This is a genomic window from Mucilaginibacter sp., from assembly GCF_028288105.1.
Classification (GTDB): Bacteria; Bacteroidota; Bacteroidia; order Sphingobacteriales; family Sphingobacteriaceae; genus Mucilaginibacter.
Map to the genome: position 1 here is coordinate 1 of NZ_JAQBOI010000253.1, position 22,302 is coordinate 22,302.

Consider the following 22,302-nt stretch of genomic DNA (forward strand, 5'->3'; position numbering starts at 1 on the left):
AAAAACCTGCATTGTATATTTGTTGATAACGGCTTATTACGCAAGGATGAATACCAATCTGTATTGGATTCGTACCAGCACATGGGCCTTAATATAAAAGGGATTGACGCCAAGCAACGTTTTTACGACGCATTGGCCGGCATAAGCGACCCCGAGAAAAAACGTAAAGCCATTGGTCGTGTATTCATAGAGGTATTTGACGATGCCGCTCACGAGGTACAGGGTGTAAGCTGGCTTGGCCAGGGTACTATCTACCCGGATGTTATCGAGTCTGTTTCGGTAAAAGGTCCGTCGGCAACTATAAAATCGCACCATAACGTTGGCGGTTTGCCCGATTTTATGAAACTGAAGGTAGTTGAACCCCTAAACACTTTATTTAAAGATGAAGTACGCAGGGTTGGTAAGGCCTTAGGTATCGACCCGAATATATTAGGCCGTCACCCTTTCCCGGGTCCAGGTTTGGCGATCAGGATATTAGGCGATGTTACACCAGAAAAAGTTGATATATTACAACAGGCAGATGCGATTTATATCAACAATTTGCGCTCTGGTGGTGTTTATGATAAAGTATGGCAGGCAGGCGCCATTTATTTACCGGTACAATCGGTAGGTGTTATGGGCGATGAGCGTACTTACGAGAACGTAATTTGCCTTCGCGCGGTAGAATCATTAGACGGAATGACAGCAGATTGGTGCCATTTACCTTATGATCTGCTTGCAAAGATCTCTAACGAGATCATTAACAACGTTAAAGGAATTAACCGGGTAGTATATGACATCAGTTCGAAACCACCGGCCACAATTGAGTGGGAATAAGTGGTTTATACTTGTTTTAGCGCTGATAATAGGTGCATGTTCGCCTAAAGTACGAACTGCACCCTCATCTACCGTAAAAACAACAACTGAAAAGCCTGCAGAAAAAGAAGAAGAAAAACCTCCGGTAAAAGCAGCAGAGGTTAAACCATCTGTAATATCATTGATATTGCCTTTAGTGTTAGATAATGCTGCAGCGGGAAAAACCTACAGTGCGGCCGATTTAAAAAAGGCCGACATGGGGGTTGAATATTACCAAGGCTTTAAATTAGCCCTTGATTCGTTAACCGCTACAGGCGCTAACTACAAATTACAGGTATTTGATAGTAAGGATGATGTTGCGCAGGCCCATAGCCTGGGTATAAACCCGCAGGTAAAAAACAGTGAGCTGGTAGTGGGCCCTATTTTCCCCGAAGACATTAAGGCCTTTTCGGCTATGCTTACATCGCCGCGCAAACCTCTTATTTCACCTTTGTCACCTGCGGCCCCTGCAACATTCCGAAACCAGAATTTGGTTACCATGACCCCACCGCTGGAGTATCACGCCATAGGGGCGGCAACCTATATCGCTAAAAGTATAAAACCAAAAAAGGTATTCATTCTTACCTCGGGTTTTAGCGATGAGAAATTATATACCAGCCCATTTAAACACACTATTGATAGTTTAAGCAAGCGTAAGATATCGGTAATAACAATAACGGTAGTACGGGGCAACCTAACGCCGTTGGTAGCGCAATTATCCCCAAAAGATCAAAACATATTTCTGGTACCATCAACCAAACAGGCTTTTCTGATGGTTACGCTGCGTTCGCTGGATACCCTTTCCAAAAAATATCCGGTAACCCTGTTTGGCCACCCCAACTGGGAAAAATTCGCTTTTTTGAAAGCCGCCCTTTTGCAACGACTGAATACCCACATTACATCAACTGATAAGGTGGATTACAAAAGCGCCGAAACCAACGATTTTTTGCGCAGTTACCGCCATGCTTACCATACGGAGCCTACCGACTATGCTATAAAGGGATTTGACCAGGGCCTATACTTTGGAAAGATGTTAGCTGAAGGGGAAGATTTTACTAAGCCCGATCTGGAAGATTTTACCGGCATACATAACAGCTTTCACTTTATAAAAAAACCGGGATTAGGCTGGATAAATACCCATGTAGATATCCTGAAATATCAAAATTTTGATCTAATAAAGGCACAATGAAAGCCATAAACCAAATAAAGACGTTTCAGCGCATATTGGGTGAGTTCCCTGCCGATACGCCTTTAAGCAAATTTTTACCCGGCTTTTATCGTCAGAACAAACAAATGGGCTCAACCGACAGGCGCGTTGCCGGCAGGTTGATCTATAATTATTTTCGCCTGGGGCGTGCCTTGCCCAATCTGCCATCCGAAGAACGTTTGATGGTTGCAGAGTTTCTATGTAACACACAAAGCAACTCCTTTCTGCAGCACTTTAAACCCGACTGGGCCGCCTGTGTAGGTTTTAGTATCGATGAAAAAATAAATCTTGTAAAAGCTACATATCCGGATTTTAAACTGGAAGATGTTTTTCCCTGGGTGCCGCAGCTTTCGGCTGGTATTGATAAAGATGCTTTTCTGAAATCGTTTTTCATCCAGCCCGATCTTTTCATCCGTGTAACTAAAGGCTTTGAAACACAGGTTAAAGCCGAACTTACCAAAGCGTCTGTTACTTTTAAGGATGAAGGCAATGGCTGCCTCTCGTTACCAAACGGTACGCGCTTAGAAACCATATTTGCCAAACAGCATTGGTTTGAGGTGCAGGACCTGTCATCCCAGCAAACTGCCAATTACTTTAAGCCTGAAAAATGGGATAGCTGGTGGGACGCCTGCGCGGCATCGGGCGGTAAATCCTTATTGCTGCACAGCCTGGAGCCGGATATTAAACTGGTGGTATCTGATATCCGTGAATCTATCCTTTCCAATTTAGATGAGCGCTTCCAGCAGGCGGGCTTGCGCAAATATCAAAAAAAGGTAATGGATTTGACCGAGAACAACGAGCAGCTTTTATATAACTACGAGTTTGACGGAATTATATTGGATGCACCCTGCAGCGGCTCTGGCACATGGGGCCGAACGCCCGAAATGATCAGCCAGTTCGAGATCCATAAAACCGACTTTTTTAAACGCCTGCAACAAGCCATTGTTCGCAATGTGGCTAAACACCTTAAACCGGGTAAACCGCTCATTTACATTACCTGCTCGGCCTTTAAAGCCGAAAACGAAGACGCCGTAAACTTCATCACCAAAGAACTGGGTTTAAAACTGGAAGAAATGAAAGTGCTAACCGGTTATGAGAACAAAGCGGATACCATGTTTGTAGCGAGGATGATAGCACCGGGAGAAGAATCAAGAAATTAGAATCAAGAAACAAGGCTATTCCCGCAATTAACACGAAAGTTAAAAAGTGTTAATCTTTTCATTACTTGTGTATTAGCAGCTAATTTAGTTTCAACATAACCCGTCACTATGCTGCACAACTACTTTACCATTGCCTGGAGAAACATCTGGAAACATAAGCTTTTCTCGCTCATTAATATATTCGGCTTATCTGTTGGTATTGCATTTACCTTGCTGATAGCCGCCTATGTATGGCACGAGGTTAACGTAAATGCCGACCTGAAAAACGCCGATAACCAGTACATTATCCAAAGTAAATGGAAAGACCCGAACATGGGCTATGTGTTAACCGCCCTTGCCCCTATGTCAAAGGCGCTGAAAGAGGAATACCCAAACCTGGTTGCCAATTATTATCACTGGGATGGTGTAAGCTCTAACGTATCAAAGGGTGATAAGCACTTCCGCGAAAGCTTGCAGGTTGGGGACAGCACATTCATTACTACCTACGGATTTAAGTTGTTACACGGCGACCCTAAAACGGCCTTAAATGACCCTTTTTCGGCCGTGATAACGCAGGAGATGGCAATTAAATACTTCGGCAAAACCGATGTTGTTGGACAGTCGGTAACCATCGAAAGTTTCACCGGCACCAAGCACGATTTTATGATAACAGGCGTGCTGGATAAACTCAAGAAGAACTCGGTTACCAATGTTATTGATGCCAGCAATAGTACTTTCTTTTTACCGGTTGCCGCTGCGAAGTTCTTAGGGCGAAGTTTAGACGGATGGAATAATACAGCTATTGTTGGCCTGATAGAACTAAAGAAAGGTGTTAAGCCCGAAGCTTTGATTGGCCCTATGAAAAGTCTCATCAAACGGAATGCCCCGCCGCAAATAGCGGCTAACCTTACGCCTTACCTGGTTTCTTTAAAGTCCTTTTATATAAATGATGCCGGCGGTACTATCAAAAGGATGCTTTACACACTGTCGTCAATAGCGTTATTTATTTTGTTGATGGCGGTTATCAATTTTGTGAACATCTGCATCAGCCGCTCATCGCAACGCATGAAAGAAATGGGCATCCGTAAGGTTTTGGGTGGATTGAGAAAACAACTGATATGGCAGTTTTTGACCGAATCGGTTTTAATGGTACTAATTGCAACCTTAATAGCATTGGGTATATACGCGCTGGCAAGGCCATTCTTTGCAGATTTATTAGCCACCGATATCAGCGGTTTGTTATCTTTCCCCCTATATTTTTATTTGATCCCGGTAGCATTCGCGCTGGTAATAGGTCTGCTGGCAGGCTTATACCCTGCCTTGGTGTTGTCATCCCTAAAATCGATCGACTCGCTTAAAGGTAAGCTGGACAGGGTGAAAGATAATGTGCTGTTCCGCAAATCGCTTATCGCTTTTCAGTTTGGTACAGCGGCTGTGGTGCTGATCTGCGCCATCGTTATCTCCAAACAGATCAACCTGTTCTTTAGTAAAAACCTGGGCTATGATAAAGACTATGTAGTTTACGCCCAGCTGCCGCGCGACTGGAGTAAACCCGGCGTACAAAAAATGGAAGATAAACGGTATCGCCTGGCGCAATTACCGCAGGTAAGTTCCGTAGCTTTATCATGGGCAATTCCCGATGGTGCCGGTGGCGGCGGGATACAGGCTTACAAAATGTCCGACAACCCAAACCAGGCGTTTGCATCACAAGTATTAACAGTTGATAACCAATATGCGGTAACCTATGGCATCTCACTTAAGGCCGGTGAATTTTTCAAGTCGCAATACATGCCAAGTGATTCGGCCGAAGTTGTAATTAACGAAAAGCACTTAAAAGCATTAGGCTTTAAAACCGCGCACGACGCCATTGGCCAACAGTTCCAGGCACAGGGTATGCCCCCATTAACCATACGAGGCGTAGTAGCCGATTTTCAATTTGGCTCGATGCAAACCCCCATAACGCCTGTAACTTTTGTTAACGTAAACTGGTCGCCTTTTTATCGCTACTTCTCCATTAAACTAAAGCCGGGCAATATAGAAAGCAGTCTGGCAGCCCTGCAAAAGAAATGGGCCGAGGTTTTACCCGGCGCTCCTTTCGAATATGGTTTTATGGATGAGGCCCTTGCCAAGCTATACAAAACCGAACTGCAGTTGAAAAAAGCATCATACCTGGCAACGGGGCTGGCTATAATTATTGTGCTGTTGGGTGTACTGGGGCTGATATCCCTCAGCATCCAGAAGCGCACCAAAGAGATAGGCATCCGCAAGGTGCTGGGTTCATCGGTTAGGGATGTAATGATCCTGTTCCTGAAAGATTTTTTGGGTACGGTTGTTATTGCCGGGATCATTGCCTGCCCGCTGGCTTACTGGATGATGAGTAAATGGCTCAACGGATATGCCTATAAGATAAGTTTAACGGCAGTACCCTTCGCGGTAGCTGTAGTGGCGCTGCTTATGATAACAGCAGTGTTAATAAGCCTGCAAACTATAAAGGCAGCGCTGGCAAACCCGGTGAAGAGCTTGAGGAGCGAGTGAGGAAAAGCCCCCCAGCCCCCTGAAGGGGGAGCCTTTGAAGTGCTTAAAAGCATTCCCTTTTTATTAAGTAACCACAATGGATAGCATTGAGAATGCTACTCGTTAAATTCAATTCCCCCTTCAGGGGGTTAGGGGGCTTCTCCTACAACCCCGAATTACTTCTGAAAAGCTTTATCGCGATAGCTAACAAAATAACCCCGAATGCTTTGCGCAGGATATGCAGGCCTGTTTTACCGAACAGTCTTTCCAGCCATTTTACATTTTTAAGTACCAGGTAAACAAATATGGTGTTCACTATGATACCCACGATGATGTTTTGGGTTTGATATTGAGATTTTAGGGACAATAAAGTTGTCATGGTACCGGCACCGGCTATCAGCGGGAACGCCAGCGGGACTATAGATACAGATTCGGGCATTTCCTCTTTAAAAAAGTTTACACCTAACACCATCTCCAACGCTATAATAAATATCACAATAGAACCCGCTATAGCGAAAGATGATATATCCAGCCCTATTACGGCCAGCAATTCATCGCCCACAAACAGGAAAGCTATCATCAATATCAATACGGCTATACTTGCTTTTTCAGATTCGATATGGCCCGCTTTTTGGCGTAATTGAATAATTACAGGTATGGCGCCCAGTATATCAATGATCGCGAACAGGATCATGGTTACTGAAAGGATCTCTTTAAAGATTAATGGATGCATAGGTTTAGGGTGTGTTTTCTTTTGAAATTAAACGAATACTAAACAAAAGTGCAATTAAAATATATAAAGATGATAAAAAGAATATACTATGTATGGATATAGCAGTAATAAGCCCTGCTGTTACAGGCCCTAAGGTTTGCCCTATTGATGCGTACGCCTGGTTTACACCCATTACCTCGCCCCGTTCGTTGCCATCGTTATGGTCGGCTATAATGGCGTTTAACATAGGGTTACGCAAACCGTTAAACAAGCCGTAAATACCTACAGATATAGCAAACAAGACCAGGCCTGTTGCAAAGCCGGCTAATAGCATCATCCCTAAACAAAACAAGGTTGATATTAACAGTATTACTGCCTGTGATGATATTATTTTTTTAACAACTGGAACCAGCATTTGCATCAAAATCCCGCTAATACCAAAGCCGCCATAAAAAAGGCCTATCTGGGTGGGGTTCAATTTTAACTCATCTACACTAAAGGTTTGGAAGCCTATCAGCATAGTAAACTGTGCCATGGTCAATAAAAACCCCGTGAACACCGCTGTACCAATAACAGGTTTCTTTAACACAGTTACGAGCGATGTAAAGCTGAAGTGGTTTTTCTTTATTGGCGATCTGCCGGTTTTATTCTGGTTGGTTTCTTTCAGGAAAAACAAGGTTAACAGCACGCCCAAAATAGCTATCCCTGCTGCGAAAAAAAATGGAACCTGCATCCCGAATTTACTGAGCAAGCCCCCTATGGCAGGGCCTATTACAAAACCAAACCCAAATGCCGAACCTAATATCCCAAAGTTTTTTGCCCGCTCTTTTGGTGAGGATATATCTGATACCATAGCCTGGGCTACAGATATATTGCCGCCGGTTAAACCATCTAATATCCGCGCGGCAAAAAGCACAAAAATACTGTTGGCTAAGCCAAATATAATAAAGGATGCACAAGTACCTATCAGGCTGATAACCAGCAATGGTTTACGGCCAAATTTATCAGACAGCGACCCTAAAACCGGCGTGGCAAAAAATTGCGCTATAGAGTACGCTGCGGTAAGTAAACCAATAGTATGCTCGGTAACTCCAAATTTTTTACCGTACGGATACAGCAAGGGTATAATTATGCCAAAACCCATAGAGTTGATGATGGCAATAAATACAAGTACCCATAGTATCCGGCTCATTTTCATTCCTTACAAAAGGGTTTAAAACAAAAAAGGTTCTGTTTGCACAGAACCTTTTTTGTTTTATCATATCAATGTTACCTATTCAACATATTTAGGGTTAATTGGATCATTTGCAGGTTCAACAACGCCTTTACGAACATGTGAACGTTTTATGCTATAACCAAAGTAGATAATAAAGCCAATAAGCAACCAGCCTATTAACCTTGCCCAGTTTTCCCAACCTTCGCTGGCTATCATACATAAACAAATAATAGCGCCCAACGGACAAACTACCATATACCATGGCGTTTTAAACGGACGAACAAGATCAGGATCTGTTCTGCGTAGAATGAAGATACCTAAACATACCAGTACGAACGCGAACAGCGTACCGATGCTCACCATGTCGCCTACATATTTATCAGGAATAAAGCCTGCAAACAGGGAAACAAAAACAAAGAATAACCATTGTGATTTGTAAGGTGTGCGGTGTTTTGGGTGTAATTTTGAAAACACTTTAGGGATCAAACCATCAGTACTCATGGTGTAAAATACACGGGTTTGGCCCATTAGCATTACCAGGATAACCGAAGAGAAACCTGCAAGGATAGATACCGTTACAAATGAAGCCAACCAGCCGTAACCAGGCATTGCTGCCTTGATAGCATAACTTACAGATGCTTCCTTACCTTGTATCAGGAATTCTTTGTAGGATACTAAACCTGTTAATACGTGTGAAAATAAGATATAAAGCGCGGTACAAATAACCAGCGATATCAAAATACCTTTTGGCATATCCCTTTGCGGGTTCTTAGCTTCCTGCGCAGCGGTTGATACCGCGTCAAAACCAATAAATGCAAAGAACACAACACTTGCCCCGCGTAACACGCCAAGCCAACCATGGTTAAATGTATCGGCATAATTAACCGTACCCGCACTAACCTTTACAACACCGGCATCAGCAGGGATCATGTAAGGTGTGTGTAAAGCGGGGTTAATAAAGTGCCAGCCAAAGCCAATTATCATTAACACAATAGCAACTTTAATTACCACAATGATATTATTCACCGCTGCAGATTCTGCAGTACCGCGGATAAGCAATAGCGTTAGCATTAATAAAATAAATATTGCCGGCAGGTTTACAAAACCATGCTGGCCCAGTTCGGCGGCGTACATACCAGTTGTAGTGTTTGATACTTCAAGAGGCGAGTGCGACCACATGAACGGTATATGCACGTTAAAGAATGTATGTAGAAATTCGTTAAAATACTGCGACCATCCGATAGATACAGTTGCAGCACCCAAAGCGTATTCCAATACTAAATCCCAACCAATTATCCAGGCAATAAACTCGCCCATCGTTGCATAAGAATAAGTATAAGCCGAACCTGCGATAGGTATCATACTGGCAAATTCTGCATAGCATAAACCTGCAAGCGCGCAACCTGCGGCTGCAATAAGGAATGAAATAGTTACAGCAGGGCCCGCATGCTCACCCGCTGCGGCTGCGGTACGCACAAAAATACCCGCTCCAATAATTGCACCAATACCCAGCGCAATAAGCGACCCAACGCCTAATGTTCGTTTTAATGTCTTTTCCGTTTCCGCCGATGCAGCCATTAATTGCGCTATCGGTTTCTTGATAAATAACTTCATTTTAATTTTTTAGTAAGATCAGTAATAGTTAAAATCGTGTTGCCCAAACGTACTTAAATTTATTGAAAAGTTAAAGAGCGAATGTAACAACACTAAGAGGGGTTTATACAGAATAAAAGTTGCAAAATACGCATACAAGGCATATTTACAATTGATTAAATCTATAAAACCAAGCTACTTTATAGGCTTTTTTTTACTCCGGTCTTCGCCCTTAACATGCATCTGCCTTAATGATTAGTATCTATCTTGGGTATGGCAAACATCGCCTCTTTAATAAACTTAACCGGCGCACTGCCATAACTCAAAAACTTTTCGTTGAACTGTTTTAGCTTATATTTATCAGCCTGTTTTTTCTTCCACTCTTCGTGCAGGGCGTTTATTTCTTTATACCCGGTATAATAGCTGGTGAGTTGTACACTGCTTACACTTACGCGTTTCCATTTATTGTCGGCTTCTGTTTGCTGTTGAAAGGCCTCTTTAGTAAGCATCTTAATGGCTTGCTCCTTGGTCATGTTACCGGCGTGCACACTATAATCTAATATGGTATTACAAACCGAGCGCAGGTGCCATTTGTACCACATCAGGCGCATCTCGGGTGCATTATCGCCAAAACCCGCATCCATCATTTCTTGCTCGCTGAATACCGCCCAGCCTTCAACCATAGCGCCATTACCCAAAACTGACTTTATTAAGCTTGGCGACTGGTTGGCATACACTAATTGTGTATAATGACCGGGTATGGCTTCGTGGATACATAGTATTTGCAGGGTATAATTATTGTATTCGCGCAAATAGCTCTCTGCTTTCTCGGCCGACCAGCCCGACAGGCTGCCTACATTATAATAGGTGTTGCCGCTTTTATCATACGGCCCGGGCGAACTTATAGATGCACCTGCAACACCGGCCATATAGCCGGGCTCTTTACGTACTACTAAAGGTTTTGATGGATCGAGTGTTAGCAGGTCTTTGCTCTTTATAAAAGCGGTTAGCTTGGGGATTTCCTTTTCAATAGCCGATTGAAAATCGCCAGGGGCAACATGTTTAGCCGATAGTGTATCTATCAATTTACCTATAAATTCAAGCGAATCTTTTGGTATAGGCTGCGTGCCAAAATATTTTGGCCAAAGCTGCCGGCTTAACTTTGCCATTTCGCGGTGCACATATTTTTTACGCTCTACTGCCGAGTTATAGGTTTGCTGAGCGGTACCCTCGGCCTGTATATCAAATTTAAATTTAGGTTCGTAAAGTTGCTTACCCAACCTAAAGCTGCGTGGCTTATCATTTTTTAACCCTTTTAAATAGGTGGCAAAACCTTTAATTGCATCGGCAGATATCTTTGCGCGGTCGAGCATCAATTTTTTTTCAGCTGCAGGGATATTTGTTTCTTTCAATGAATCGGCAAAGTCGGTTTCAATAACACTTACACCACCCAGGTGCTGGTCAATAGCAAGCTCGGTAAGTTCGGCAACGGGGTTTTTTAATTGCTTTTCCGCTTCTTTATAATAGAGCGGAATGTTTGCCATTTTTTGATAAAAACTGCGCAGGCGTTTGGTAAGCGGGGCATAAGGCTCGTTAAGGATAGCAGCAAATGTGCCTATTACGTTATATGACGATGGGTCCCACTCGTATGCTTTTAGTTGTTCATTATGCCATTGCAGGCTTTCCATCTGGTTTTGCATCATCCGATGGTCCATCTTATTGGCATCATTCAGGCTGTTAACCTCGTAACGGCTCAACGAATCCATCTGTACCTTGGCAAACTTAATGGCCTGCTCCCTGGTTTTAGCATTAGGTATCAGCAAAACACTATCGTATTTATGATAGCCTACACTAGTTGCCCAATCCGGGTTATTCTTCCACAGTTCATCTAAAAAATGGCCTTCATAGGCTGTAAAGGCAACATCGTCTTTTAATGACAGCTCCTGGCTCGATTCGCCTTCCTTTTTACAGGCTGTAAATGCAGCCACGTAAAGGGCAAGTAATAGTATTTTTTTGATCACTATGTTACAGTTTTGCTTTGGTGCATAAACTTAAAACTTTTGAGCCATATAAATCAAACGTGTATCTAATTTGTTAAATAAGAAACATTATTATGGATCAACAGCACCAATTGCTAATAAATGAATTAATAAAACTGCTTAATGGCGGCGGCGCACACGCTACTTTAAAGGATGCCCTTGATGGATTACCGGCAAATTTAAGGGGCGTTAAGCCCAATAACCTGCCCTATAGCATATGGCAACTGGCCGAGCATATTCGTATTGCACAGTGGGACATGCTGGAATTTAGTAAAGATGGCAATCATCAATCGCCTAACTGGCCTGATGATTACTGGCCAAAAGAAAGCAGCCCGGCAGATGATGCCGCCTGGAATAAAACCATTGAACAGATCAATACCGACAGGGATGAATTTATAGCGCTGTTAAAAAGCGGCGATATCTACGAGAATATTCCGCATGGCGATGGGCAAAGCATATTACGCGAAGCACTTCAAATAGCAGATCATAATGCATATCATACTGCAGAAATAGTTTTATTAAGGAGATTGTTGGGCGCCTGGAAAGCGTGAAGATGTGCAGATTTCAAATGTGCAGATATGCAGATGATTTCATTTGCACACCTGCAGATCCGCACATTTGCACATCTATTTTAATCCCTTTACAAAGTTCACTATGCTGGTTACCAGTTCGGGCTTTAGGGGCAGGTCTGGTTTACTATAGGTGGCCATATTTTGTTCCTTATCGGCAGGGGCCTCTTTTAATATGTGGTTCATGCCGGGGATAATAACAAGGGTGGCATCAGATTTTGCTTTCTTCAATAGTTCGGCATCCGTAACAGGCACCTGTATATCCGTTGTTCCCTGCAAAATCAATACAGGCATTTTGGCTTTCTTTATCTCTTTTGTAGGCACATACCTAAACCACGACATTAAATAAGGTTGAATATCCGGGCGGGCTATTGGGTATAGCTTGGGGTCGATATTATCAGTAAATTTACCTTTACGCAGGCTATCCAGCATGGTTTTAAAGTTATCGGCAATATATTTCGGCTGCGATTTCATTTGCTCGGTAACAATAAGATCGGCCTGCCTGCCCGCACCGGCAACAGAAATATAGGCATTAGCCGGTTGATCGCGTATAGCTAATACCCCTACAAGCGCGCCTTCGCTGTGGCCTAAAACTATAACCTTTGAAAAACGCTGATCTTCGCTCAACAGGTTTATCAAACCAACGGCGTCATCAACATAATCTTCAAAACGCAGTTCTTTTTCTTTGGTAGTGCTAACGCTTTGGCCTACCAGGCGTTTATCGTACCGTAAAGTGGCAATGCCATTTTTCCCCAGATCATTCGCCAGCATTTTGTAGGTGTTACCATTTAAACCCAGCTTAGCGCCGTTACCGTCCCTATCGGTTGGGCCCGAGCCTGGTATTATTAGTACAACGGGTATTTTACCTGTGGCATTTGCAGGTGTGGTTAACGTACCCGAAATAGATCCCGAAAACGTTTTAAGCAAAATTGGCGATTCTTTTAATGAAGCGTCAAGTGCTATTGTTTTAGCTTCTTCTGCATAAGGGCTTAGCAATAGTCCAATTATTTTATTTTGGTTGTTAAGCGATATATTCAGCAGAAAAACGGCCTTGTCAAAAGTTGCCTTATAAACCGCTAAGGGTTGGTTATACTTTAAAAAATCTGTTTTGTTTAACGCGCCCAACTGCGATTTTAACTGTATCGTAGTAGGTTTAAACTTATCAAGCGGTAAGCTGGCCTTCATTTCAGCACTAAACATATTAAAAATGCTATCCGGCTGGTTGTTATTATAAAACTGCTTAAATTTATTAGCAACTACTGCATAGTTAGCAGGCTGATCTTGCGCCTTAAGCTGTGCGGCCAATAATAAAACAAATGCTATAAAGTATATTTTCTTCATGGTATAAATATAAGTCCGTTTGGCGAAATTAATAAAATAGAAAGGATTTCACTTTTTATAGTAATAAACTTAAGCAACATTTAATAGTATAATGCGTAAAAAGCGCCATTAGATTTTACCAGTTGTAATATTGTTGTTATATTAACTTTTTTAAAGGAAACACTATAGAGAATTTCTACGAGGTACATTAATGAGGGTTAAATTCGGATGCTTTTTTATAGCTTTCCTTACAAGTTTATTTAGTTTTTGTTACGCCCAAACGGGCTCTTCTGTAATACGTGGTAATGTTTTAATACAAAATAACCAGGCTGCCGAGGCTGCAACCGTTATTTTATTAAACCTGCCCGATTCCTCTGTGGTTATGTCCGCACTGGTTAATTATAAAGGTGCATATCAATTTTTGAATGCACCTGCCGGTACTTATACCATTTTAGCAACAAGGCTTGGTTACAAAAAAGCTTATTCCCCTACCTATACCGTTAAAACGAATCAAACGCTTATCGTCCCCAATATCCAGTTAACTGCCATTAGCAACGAGCTAAAAGAGGTGTCCATTGTTGGCAAAACACCTTATGTTGAAGTAAGGCCCGGCAAAATGATCATTAACCCTGCAGCCAGTATTATTGCCGATGGCCAATCGGTGCTCGATATTTTAAGACAATCGCCAGGTGTGCGGGTTGATAACGGCGATAACATTAGCGTTAGTGGCAGGCAGGAAGCATTGATACTGATAGATGGCAAAGCAACTAACCTATCGGGTGCAGACCTTGCTGCATTACTTAAAAGCACGCAAGGGAGCAATGTCGACCGTATGGAAATTATAACCGGCGGTTCGCCCAGGTATGACGCTGCTGCAGGCGGTATAGTTAACATTGTAATGAAAAAGGGCAAAAACATTGGCACAAACGGAACCTTCACTGCATCTACAGGGTATGGTAAATACTACAAGGCCAATACGGGTATCGCATTTAACAACCGTACCGATCATTATAATATTTTTGGCAGCTATAATTTATCGGCCTATAAAACCTTTAAAAACTTTGATACCGACCGAAAGATAACCTATCAGGGTGTGCAAAGCAGCTATAATACTATGTATAGAAGTGTGTATGAAAACCTTACGAACAATTTCAGGTTAGGTACCGATTTCTTTCTATCGGCCAGGCAAACCATAGGTTTTTTAGTAAGTGGTAATTTAAACGGCACCGATTACCAGAAAGATAATACCTTAACTATTTACAATCAGGGCATAAAAGATTCTACTATTAAAGCGCACTCAGATCTTGACAGGGATATCCACAACTTTAGTTATAATTTAAATTACTCGGGCAAGCTGGATAGTACCGGTCGCACCCTATCGGCAAACGTAACCTATACTACCAATAACCGCCACTCTGACGAGTACATTACCAATAACTTTTTTAATGGTGCAGGCAATATTTACCGCGACCCTCTGCTTTTAGAAAATCTTTCGCCCACAAAAATGAGTAACTTTTCGGCATTGTTAGATTATAGTAGCCCACTGCCAAAAGGCGCTAAATTTGAAGCAGGTTTAAAATTCAGCAGTACTAAAACAGATAACAACCTAATTTTTGGGCCAAAAGTAGGCAACGTATATACCGTCGATACTATCTTCAGCAACTATTTCATTTATACGGAGCGCATTGGTGCTGGCTATGTAAATTATAGTGGCAAATTTGGAAAATTGGATTTAAACGCGGGTGTGCGGGGCGAATATACCAGCTCTGATGGCAACTCGGTTACGCAGGGCAATAATACTAAACGCAACTATTTCAACCTCTTCCCAACCATATTGTTAAACTATCATTATAATGATAAAAACGATTATGCGTTAACGTTTACGCGGGGTGTATCAAGGCCAATATATGATAAGCTTAATCCATTCCTTTACTTTATCGATCTTTACAACTACCAGGCGGGTAACGCTTACTTAAGGCCTGTGTATGCAAATACCCTTAGTTTAACGCATACCTACAACCAGGAAATAAATACAAAGCTGTATGCTATATTAGCTACAGGCGCATCGTTCCCTTTTTATGCACAGGATGATGCTACCAAAGTTATCCTGAATACCGATGTAAACCTGGGGCGGGTACATACTATCGGCATAAATATTACAGCTCCAATTAAATTTAACACCTGGTGGACCAGCAGCTATGATGTAGATGCCTCTTACCAGCGCTATATTGCCGACCCGCAGTATGGCGACTTTGATAGAAGCACGGGTGATTTGATCGTTAATACCGTTCAAAGTTTTAACATAAGCAGTGTATTAGGTGCCGAAGTTGCCGGCCATTATGAAACGCCCACACTTTACGGCATCAACCAGTTTAAAGCAAATTACTACGTTGAGGCGGGAGTAAGTATGCAGCTATGGAATAAGCTGGGGAAACTGAGCCTTGTTGCGAATGATATTTTTAACACCAACCGCGACCGTTCATCTACCAAATACCAAAACCTTGACCGTTATACGGTTGACCGCAGAGAGTACCGGGTGGTAACACTAAGCTTTAGCTATCGATTTGGCAAAACGTCTGTAAAAGGGGCCGCCCGCCACAGAACAGGCAGCGAAGAGGAACAGAAACGTATGAATGGGGTGAATTAATCCACTTTCTCTTCGGGATATTTGCCTTTTATCCGGGTTACAAAAAAGTTGCCTAACGATTCGCTGTTAACAAATTTTTTATAGGCTGCCGGCTTAAAATTAAAATATTGCCAAACACCGCTATCTTCCTTAAACTCCAGTTCAAGAATGTGTTTTTCAGCATCGTAGCCAATGCTTTGTAAAGCCGATGATTGTACTGCCCGCCTGCGCATATAAATATAGCAGGGCAAAGCCAAAATGGTTTTAAAAAATTAACCTGCGTGGCCGCTAAATGCGCTGATAAGAATAATTAGCAAAACAATAATGGTGATGCCGGTATATAAATGGTCTTTTTCTATAATAAACCCAATGGCACTAAAAACAACCCTTACAATTGGCGTAGCTATCAACAAAATAATGCCTGCCTGTATAATAGCGCGCCCCCTGAAATTTACTATACCATTTATAATGCCCGATGCACTATGCACAAAATCGGGAATCCCCTTAAATTCGTGGTAGTTTGCAGTGCTTTGCCCGTGGCGGTACAGGTAAATAACACCACCAATAAAAACCACAAGCATAGATACAAAAACACCGGCACGCAGTACCCATCCTATTATAGCCTGTATGTCTTTATCTTTAAACTTATTTGTCATTGTTTAATTTGGGATTGTTAGGGCATATAAATACCAACAACATTTGCCGAAAATAAGTGTTAAAAAATAGCCTGCCAACTTTAATGTTAACCTATATAATATATAGACTTTATTGAAACTCCCCTGTAAACGCGGATGTTAAAGCAGTTTTTACTATTTTCGCAACCTCATACGGTAAATAAGCAAATGGACTATCAATTTAAAGATATAGAGCAGAAGTGGCAGAAGTTTTGGGCTGATAATAAAACCTTTAGGGCCGAAAACAAAACCAACAAACCAAAATACTATGTGCTGGATATGTTCCCTTACCCATCGGGTGCGGGCTTGCATGTTGGGCATCCGCTGGGTTATATAGCCTCTGATATTTTTGCACGTTACAAGCGCTTAAAGGGCTTTAACGTATTGCACCCTATGGGTTACGATAGCTTTGGTTTACCTGCCGAGCAATATGCTATACAAACCGGGCAGCATCCATCGGTTACTACCGAAGATAATATTGCTACTTACCGCCGCCAGCTTGACCAGATAGGGTTCTCGTTTGATTGGGAAAGGGAGGTGCGCACCAGTTCGCCCAATTATTATAAATGGACACAATGGATCTTTATACAACTGTTTAATAGCTGGTATAATAAAGATGCCGATAAGGCCGAAAGCATTGCCAAACTGGTTGAGCATTTTGAAACCAAAGGCTCGGCTGGTATAAATGCCGTTTGCGATGAAGAAATTTTAAGCTTTACCGCCGATGAGTGGAAGGCTATGAGCGAATATGAGCATCAAGCCGAACTATTAAAATATCGTTTAACCTACTTGCGCGAAAGCACTGTTAACTGGTGTGCTGCACTGGGTACCGTATTGGCTAACGACGAAGTGAAAGACGGCTTTAGCGAACGTGGTGGTTACCCTGTTGAACAAAAGAAAATGACGCAATGGAGCATGCGCATTACCGCCTATGCCCAGCGTTTATTAGAAGGCCTTGATACTATTGACTGGCCCGAGCCGCTAAAAGAAATGCAGCGCAACTGGATTGGTAAAAGTGTAGGTGCTTCTGTAAGGTTCCCATTAGCCTCACCTAAATCCTCTCCAAAGGAGAGGACCTCAGAAGAAGATAATAACTCCCTCTCCTTTGGAGAGGGCCGGGGTGAGGCTTCCTACATTGAAGTGTTCACCACCCGTGTTGATACCATTTTTGGTGTGAGTTTCGTGGTTGTTGCGCCAGAGCATGAATTGGTTGCAAGCCTAACCACGCCCGAACAAAAGGCCGATATTGATGCCTACATCGTTCAAACTAAAAAGAAAAGCGAGCTTGACCGTATGGCCGATACAAAAACTGTATCTGGTGCTTTTACCGGCAGTTATGTAACTAACCCGCTTAATGGTGATAAAATACCGGTTTGGATAGCCGATTACGTTTTGGCAGGATATGGTACCGGTGCTGTTATGGCCGTACCATCAGGCGATCAGCGCGATTATTTATTCGCGAAGCATTTTAACCTGCCGATAATCCCTATTATCGATATACAAAATATTGAAGTAGAGGCCGACCCAACCAAGGAAGGTAAATACATCAACTCCGACTTTATGAACGGCTTGGGCTATAAAGAAGCAACCGCCGCTGTGGTTGCCAAATTAGAAGCTTTGGGCTTGGGTAAGGCAAAAGTGAACTTCAGGATGCGCGATGCTATTTTTGGCCGTCAGCGTTACTGGGGCGAGCCGGTACCGGTTTACTTTAAAGGCGGTTTACCTTATTTAATTGGGGAAGAACACCTGCCTTTATTACTACCCGAAATTGATAAATACCTGCCAACTGAAACCGGTGAACCTCCATTGGGCCGCGCCACAGACTGGAAACATCCTGAAGGTGAATACGAACTAAGCACCATGCCGGGTTGGGCGGGTAGCAGCTGGTACTGGTACCGCTATATGGATGCCCATAACGATAAGGAATTTGCATCGCGCGAAGCGATTGAATACTGGAAAGATGTTGACCTGTACATTGGCGGCAGCGAGCATGCTACCGGGCACCTTTTGTACAGCCGTTTCTGGAATAAGTTTTTGAAGGATATTGGCAAAGTAGTTGAGGAAGAGCCTTTCAAAAAGCTGATCAACCAGGGGATGATACAGGGCAGAAGTAATTTTGTATACCGGTTAATTGATGATATGGGCAAGGGTACAAACACTTTTGTTTCTCATGGTTTGATCAAAGATCATAAAACCTCGCCATTACATGTTGATGTAAACATAGTTGAGAACGAAGTTTTAAACCTTAACAAATTCAAGGAGTTCCGCCCCGAGTTTGCTGATGCTGAATTTATACTGGAGAACGGCAAATACATCTGCGGTGTTGAAGTGGAGAAAATGTCGAAATCTAAATTCAACGTTGTTAACCCGGATGAGCTGATTGCCCGTTATGGTGCTGATACACTGCGTATGTACGAGATGTTCTTAGGTCCGCTGGAGCAAAGCAAGCCTTGGAATACCAATGGCATTGAGGGTGTGTTTAAGTTTCTGCGTAAATTTTGGAGGTTATTCCATGATGCGGACTGGAACTTTATTGTAGTTAACGAAGCCCCTACTAAAGCCGAGTTAAAATCGTTGCACAAGATCATCCGTAAGGTGGAAGAAGATATAGAGCGTTTCTCGTTCAATACATCGGTATCCAGCTTTATGATAGCCGTTAACGAATTAACCGATCTTAAATGTAATAAACGCGCTATACTGCACGAACTGGTAATTGCACTTGCCCCCTACGCCCCGCATATTTGCGAGGAACTTTGGGTGTTGCTTGGCAACGACGCAGGCACTATATCAACAGCTGCTTATCCAAAATTTAACCCGGCTTATTTGGTTGAGGATGAATTTAGCTACCCCGTATCTTTTAACGGTAAAATGAAAACCAACGTTAGCCTATCATTAACAATGGAAGCGGCCGATATTGAAGCGGCCATTTTAGCCAATGCCGATGTACAAAAATACCTGGATGGTAAAACCCCTAAAAAGGTAATTGTAGTAAAAGGCCGCATTGTTAACATAGTAATCTAATATAAATACCAAAGCCCCTGTACGTTGTGAATCCCCTGAAGGAGCAGCAATCTACAGGGCTTTTTGTTGCACCTTAGTGTAACATATACATTACTTTACATGTAATTTACACAAAAGCGATACATGCCTGTAACATTTTGGGCATTTTCGCCTCCAATTACCTAAAACGCTCTAAATAGTTCTTAATATGAAACGAATACTTTTACTTATAATAGTTATATGTGCTTCAATATCAGCCAAAGCCCAGTTTGGGGTTGGCGGTGGCGGTTCGGGCATTGTGGGAAAGATCTCCGGTACTGTGATTGATTCGCTCACCAAAAAACCGGTTGATTATGCTACGATCAGCTTATTTAAAAGCGGCGCGAAAACCCCTATCAACGGTGTACTTACCGATGAAAAAGGAAATTTCAAGATCGATAATATTCGCTCCGGTAAATACAAGATCACCGTATCTTTTATCGGTTATCCAACAAAAACTTACGACCCTGTTGAAACTACCGCTTCGAAACCGGATAATAACATGGGCCAGTTAGTGATCGCGCCAAGTGCAAAATCATTGAAAGAAGTACAGGTTGTTGGCCAGCAAGCACTTATCGAAAACAAAATTGATAAGATTGTTTACAATGCCGAAAAAGACCTCACAGCAGCCGGTGGTAACGCTACCGACGTGCTACAGAAAGTGCCATTGGTATCGGTAGATATGAACGGTAACGTGGCCCTGCGCGGTGACCAAAACGTAAGAGTACTTATCAATGGTAAGCCATCAGGTGCTACATCTGCCAGCCTTAGCGATGTGTTAAAAACCATCCCTGCCGATCAGATCAAAAGCATTGAGGTGTTAACTTCGCCATCGGCTAAATATGATGCTGAAGGCTCTGGTGGCATTATCAACATCATTACCAAAACCAAAAACGCATCGGGCGTTAGTGGTTCTGTAAGCGGTGGTGTAGGTACCCGCCAAAATAACGGTAACGTTAACTTTAACTACAACAAAAATCGTTTTAACTTTTCGGCCAATCTGGGTGGTAACCTTACCTGGCCGCAAACCTCAACATCAATATTCGAGCAAGCGCTTAAAGTTGGAAATTCTGTTCAGAACAATAGCAGCAATACCCATAACGAGATAAAACGCCATGGTGCACGTGGTTCTTTATCTGCCGGTTATGAGTTTAACGGCTTTAACAGCATTAACAGTACACTTACCTTAAACGATGGCGGTTTTAATGCCGACGGTGGTGGTAACTATCACTTTGAGGATGGCACACAAGTACTTGATTATATCGGCCGCTCTGTATCACATAATAAGTTTAGCGGTTTTGACTGGAACCTTGATTATACACACAAGTTTAAGAAAGAAGGCCATGAGATAGTAGTATCAGGACAATGGAGCCACAGCATCATAAAATCTGACTACTTAAACTTGTTTGATGCCCGTTATGACAGCCAATCAGGTAAAAACAATGGTAAAAACAACGAGTACACTGCCCAGGCAGATTATACCTTGCCTATTAGCAAAACTCTAAAACTTGAGGCTGGTGGTAAAACCATCCAAAGGCGTATAAACAGTGTTTACGATATCTTTACGGTACAGCCCGATGATATTGCATCAGAAAACCCTGTGGGTGTTAATCCTATTTTGGATACACAGAACTCAAACCTGTATAACTACAATCAAAATGTTTATGCGGGTTATAGCGTATTTACCATTAACTTGCCAAAAAACTACGCTGTATTAGCCGGTTTCCGTTACGAGAATACACGAATTACAGGCGACCCGCAAACACCATATGCAGGTGGGGATAATTCACAAACCTTGCAGCCGTTTAAAGCTAATTACAATACTTACGTACCAAGTTTAACTTTACAAAAAACATTTGGTTCAAATACGCTTAAATTATCATACAGCAAGCGTATACAGCGCCCAAGCCTGCAAGTGTTAAATCCATTCATTAACCGTAGCAGCCAGCAAAGCCAATCGGTAGGTAATCCTAACCTGGCTCCGGAAGTATCACAAACGGTTGAGTTAAACTATAACGCGTTTGTTAAAACTTCAGTTATAAACGTATCAGCTTATTACAAAAACACCCGCGACCTGATAGAAGGCATTGCAACACCAATATCTGATAATGGCATTATTGTAAACCGTACTGTTCAAAACAACGTAGCAGCTAACAACTCGCTTGGTGCAAGTTTCTTTGGTTCAATAAATCCAATTAAACCTTTAACTATTCGCGCCAGTATCAACGTGTTCACCTACAACCCAAGTGTTTACGCGGCGTATGTTGACTTCATTAATCCTGATGCGTTAAAAACCCGCTTTGTAACAACCATGTTTGGTAGTGCAACACTTAACCTGCCTAAAAACTTTATCATTGAAGCTTTTGGTTTCCAAAACTCGGCACGTAGAACCATACAAGGCAGCAGTCCGTCATTCGGTATTTATGCTATTGGTATCAAGAAACAATTCCTTGATAAAAAAGCGTCTATCGGCTTCAATACCGTACAACCATTTGCGGTTAACAAATCATTTAACCAAAATATATCAAGCCCTACGTTTAGCCAAACTTCACGTACACAATTCCCTTTCCAATCTTTCGGTATAACATTTAGCTATAGCTTCGGTAAAATAAGCTTCAGCAACCCGCAACAGAAGAAAAAGAAAGGCGTTAATAACGACGACCAAATACAAGGCGGCGACCAAACCGGTGGCGCACCACCAGCAGGCGGACGTTAATAGCCAGTAATAATTAATAGATAAAAAGCCCCTTCCAATTGAAGGGGCTTTTTATCTATACGCAACTTTTTATTTAAAACTTCGTACAACTTAATAATAATAAT

At 42.4% G+C, this 22,302-nt stretch carries 15 protein-coding genes; 8 read left to right on the forward strand and 7 right to left on the reverse strand.

Annotated elements, in window-relative coordinates; genetic code table 11:
• The 4 genes from guaA to JWQ85_RS17140 form a co-directional block, all read left to right on the forward strand.
• Positions 1-816, forward strand: an 816-nt coding sequence (guaA, locus tag JWQ85_RS17125) for a glutamine-hydrolyzing GMP synthase (RefSeq protein ID WP_299470157.1), incomplete at its 5' end; no start/stop codon positions are given.
• Positions 773-2,023, forward strand: coding sequence for a hypothetical protein (locus tag JWQ85_RS17130; protein WP_299470159.1), 1,251 nt, complete (start codon positions 773-775; stop codon positions 2,021-2,023). The genes guaA and JWQ85_RS17130, both read left to right, overlap by 44 nt.
• Positions 2,020-3,201 (forward strand): RsmB/NOP family class I SAM-dependent RNA methyltransferase, encoded by a 1,182-nt coding sequence (locus JWQ85_RS17135; RefSeq protein WP_299470161.1) that lies wholly within the window; start codon positions 2,020-2,022, stop codon positions 3,199-3,201. Before JWQ85_RS17130 ends, JWQ85_RS17135 begins: the two co-directional genes overlap by 4 nt.
• A gap of 108 nt (positions 3,202-3,309) precedes the next feature.
• Positions 3,310-5,715, forward strand: a complete 2,406-nt coding sequence (locus tag JWQ85_RS17140) for an ABC transporter permease (protein WP_299470163.1) — start codon at positions 3,310-3,312, stop codon at positions 5,713-5,715.
• A gap of 142 nt (positions 5,716-5,857) precedes the next feature.
• Here the strand turns inward: JWQ85_RS17140 and JWQ85_RS17145 are convergent, their stop codons facing one another.
• From JWQ85_RS17145 to JWQ85_RS17160, 4 genes are all read right to left on the reverse strand, one after another.
• Positions 5,858-6,427, reverse strand: a complete 570-nt coding sequence (locus JWQ85_RS17145) for a MarC family protein (protein ID WP_299470165.1) — start codon at positions 6,425-6,427, stop codon at positions 5,858-5,860.
• 4 nt (positions 6,428-6,431) lie between these two features.
• Positions 6,432-7,598: an MFS transporter gene (locus tag JWQ85_RS17150; RefSeq protein WP_299470167.1), complete on the reverse strand. Its 1,167-nt coding sequence runs from the start codon at positions 7,596-7,598 to the stop codon at positions 6,432-6,434.
• Positions 7,599-7,679: 81 nt separating this feature from the next.
• Complete coding sequence (locus JWQ85_RS17155; protein WP_299470169.1) at positions 7,680-9,236, reverse strand: amino acid permease; 1,557 nt, start codon at positions 9,234-9,236, stop codon at positions 7,680-7,682.
• Positions 9,237-9,463: 227 nt separating this feature from the next.
• Positions 9,464-11,236 (reverse strand): DUF885 domain-containing protein, encoded by a 1,773-nt coding sequence (locus JWQ85_RS17160; RefSeq protein ID WP_299470170.1) that lies wholly within the window; start codon positions 11,234-11,236, stop codon positions 9,464-9,466.
• A gap of 92 nt (positions 11,237-11,328) precedes the next feature.
• Here JWQ85_RS17160 and JWQ85_RS17165 point away from each other — a divergent pair, with 92 nt between their 5' ends.
• A complete protein-coding gene (locus tag JWQ85_RS17165; protein WP_299470172.1) occupies positions 11,329-11,805 on the forward strand; it encodes a DinB family protein in 477 nt (158 codons plus the stop codon).
• 75 nt (positions 11,806-11,880) lie between these two features.
• Here JWQ85_RS17165 and JWQ85_RS17170 read toward each other — a convergent pair whose 3' ends face one another.
• Positions 11,881-13,164, reverse strand: a complete 1,284-nt coding sequence (locus tag JWQ85_RS17170; RefSeq protein WP_299470174.1) for an alpha/beta hydrolase — start codon at positions 13,162-13,164, stop codon at positions 11,881-11,883.
• A 190-nt stretch (positions 13,165-13,354) separates the two neighbouring features.
• Between JWQ85_RS17170 and JWQ85_RS17175 the strand changes: the two genes are divergently transcribed.
• The gene (locus JWQ85_RS17175; RefSeq protein WP_299470176.1) at positions 13,355-15,790 is read left to right on the forward strand and encodes an outer membrane beta-barrel protein; all 2,436 of its coding nucleotides are present in this window, start codon (positions 13,355-13,357) and stop codon (positions 15,788-15,790) included.
• Here the strand turns inward: JWQ85_RS17175 and JWQ85_RS17180 are convergent.
• Both JWQ85_RS17180 and JWQ85_RS17185 read right to left on the reverse strand, forming a co-directional pair.
• Positions 15,787-16,020 carry a KTSC domain-containing protein gene (locus JWQ85_RS17180; protein ID WP_299470178.1) on the reverse strand — a complete coding sequence of 78 codons (234 nt, stop codon included), beginning with the start codon at positions 16,018-16,020 and terminating at the stop codon, positions 15,787-15,789. The genes JWQ85_RS17175 and JWQ85_RS17180 overlap by 4 nt on opposite strands.
• A gap of 21 nt (positions 16,021-16,041) precedes the next feature.
• Complete coding sequence (locus JWQ85_RS17185) at positions 16,042-16,425, reverse strand: DUF1634 domain-containing protein (RefSeq protein ID WP_299470180.1); 384 nt, start codon at positions 16,423-16,425, stop codon at positions 16,042-16,044.
• 186 nt (positions 16,426-16,611) lie between these two features.
• Between JWQ85_RS17185 and leuS the strand changes: the two genes are divergently transcribed.
• Both leuS and JWQ85_RS17195 read left to right on the forward strand, forming a co-directional pair.
• Positions 16,612-19,464 (forward strand): leucine--tRNA ligase, encoded by a 2,853-nt coding sequence (gene leuS, locus JWQ85_RS17190; protein WP_299470182.1) that lies wholly within the window; start codon positions 16,612-16,614, stop codon positions 19,462-19,464.
• A 187-nt stretch (positions 19,465-19,651) separates the two neighbouring features.
• Complete coding sequence (locus JWQ85_RS17195) at positions 19,652-22,198, forward strand: outer membrane beta-barrel family protein (RefSeq protein ID WP_299470184.1); 2,547 nt, start codon at positions 19,652-19,654, stop codon at positions 22,196-22,198.
• Positions 22,199-22,302: the final 104 nt, after the last annotated feature.

Coding starts and splice junctions, on each gene's coding strand:
- JWQ85_RS17130 (WP_299470159.1), top strand. CDS start 773: ATGACATCAGTTCGAAACCACCGGCCACAATTGAGTGGGAATAAGTGG.
- JWQ85_RS17165 (WP_299470172.1), top strand. CDS start 11,329: ATGGATCAACAGCACCAATTGCTAATAAATGAATTAATAAAACTGCTT.
- JWQ85_RS17140 (WP_299470163.1), top strand. CDS start 3,310: ATGCTGCACAACTACTTTACCATTGCCTGGAGAAACATCTGGAAACAT.
- JWQ85_RS17175 (WP_299470176.1), top strand. CDS start 13,355: ATGAGGGTTAAATTCGGATGCTTTTTTATAGCTTTCCTTACAAGTTTA.
- JWQ85_RS17185 (WP_299470180.1), bottom strand. CDS start 16,425: ATGACAAATAAGTTTAAAGATAAAGACATACAGGCTATAATAGGATGG.
- JWQ85_RS17145 (WP_299470165.1), bottom strand. CDS start 6,427: ATGCATCCATTAATCTTTAAAGAGATCCTTTCAGTAACCATGATCCTG.
- JWQ85_RS17135 (WP_299470161.1), top strand. CDS start 2,020: ATGAAAGCCATAAACCAAATAAAGACGTTTCAGCGCATATTGGGTGAG.
- JWQ85_RS17195 (WP_299470184.1), top strand. CDS start 19,652: ATGAAACGAATACTTTTACTTATAATAGTTATATGTGCTTCAATATCA.
- JWQ85_RS17150 (WP_299470167.1), bottom strand. CDS start 7,598: ATGAGCCGGATACTATGGGTACTTGTATTTATTGCCATCATCAACTCT.
- leuS (WP_299470182.1), top strand. CDS start 16,612: ATGGACTATCAATTTAAAGATATAGAGCAGAAGTGGCAGAAGTTTTGG.
- JWQ85_RS17155 (WP_299470169.1), bottom strand. CDS start 9,236: ATGAAGTTATTTATCAAGAAACCGATAGCGCAATTAATGGCTGCATCG.
- JWQ85_RS17170 (WP_299470174.1), bottom strand. CDS start 13,164: ATGAAGAAAATATACTTTATAGCATTTGTTTTATTATTGGCCGCACAG.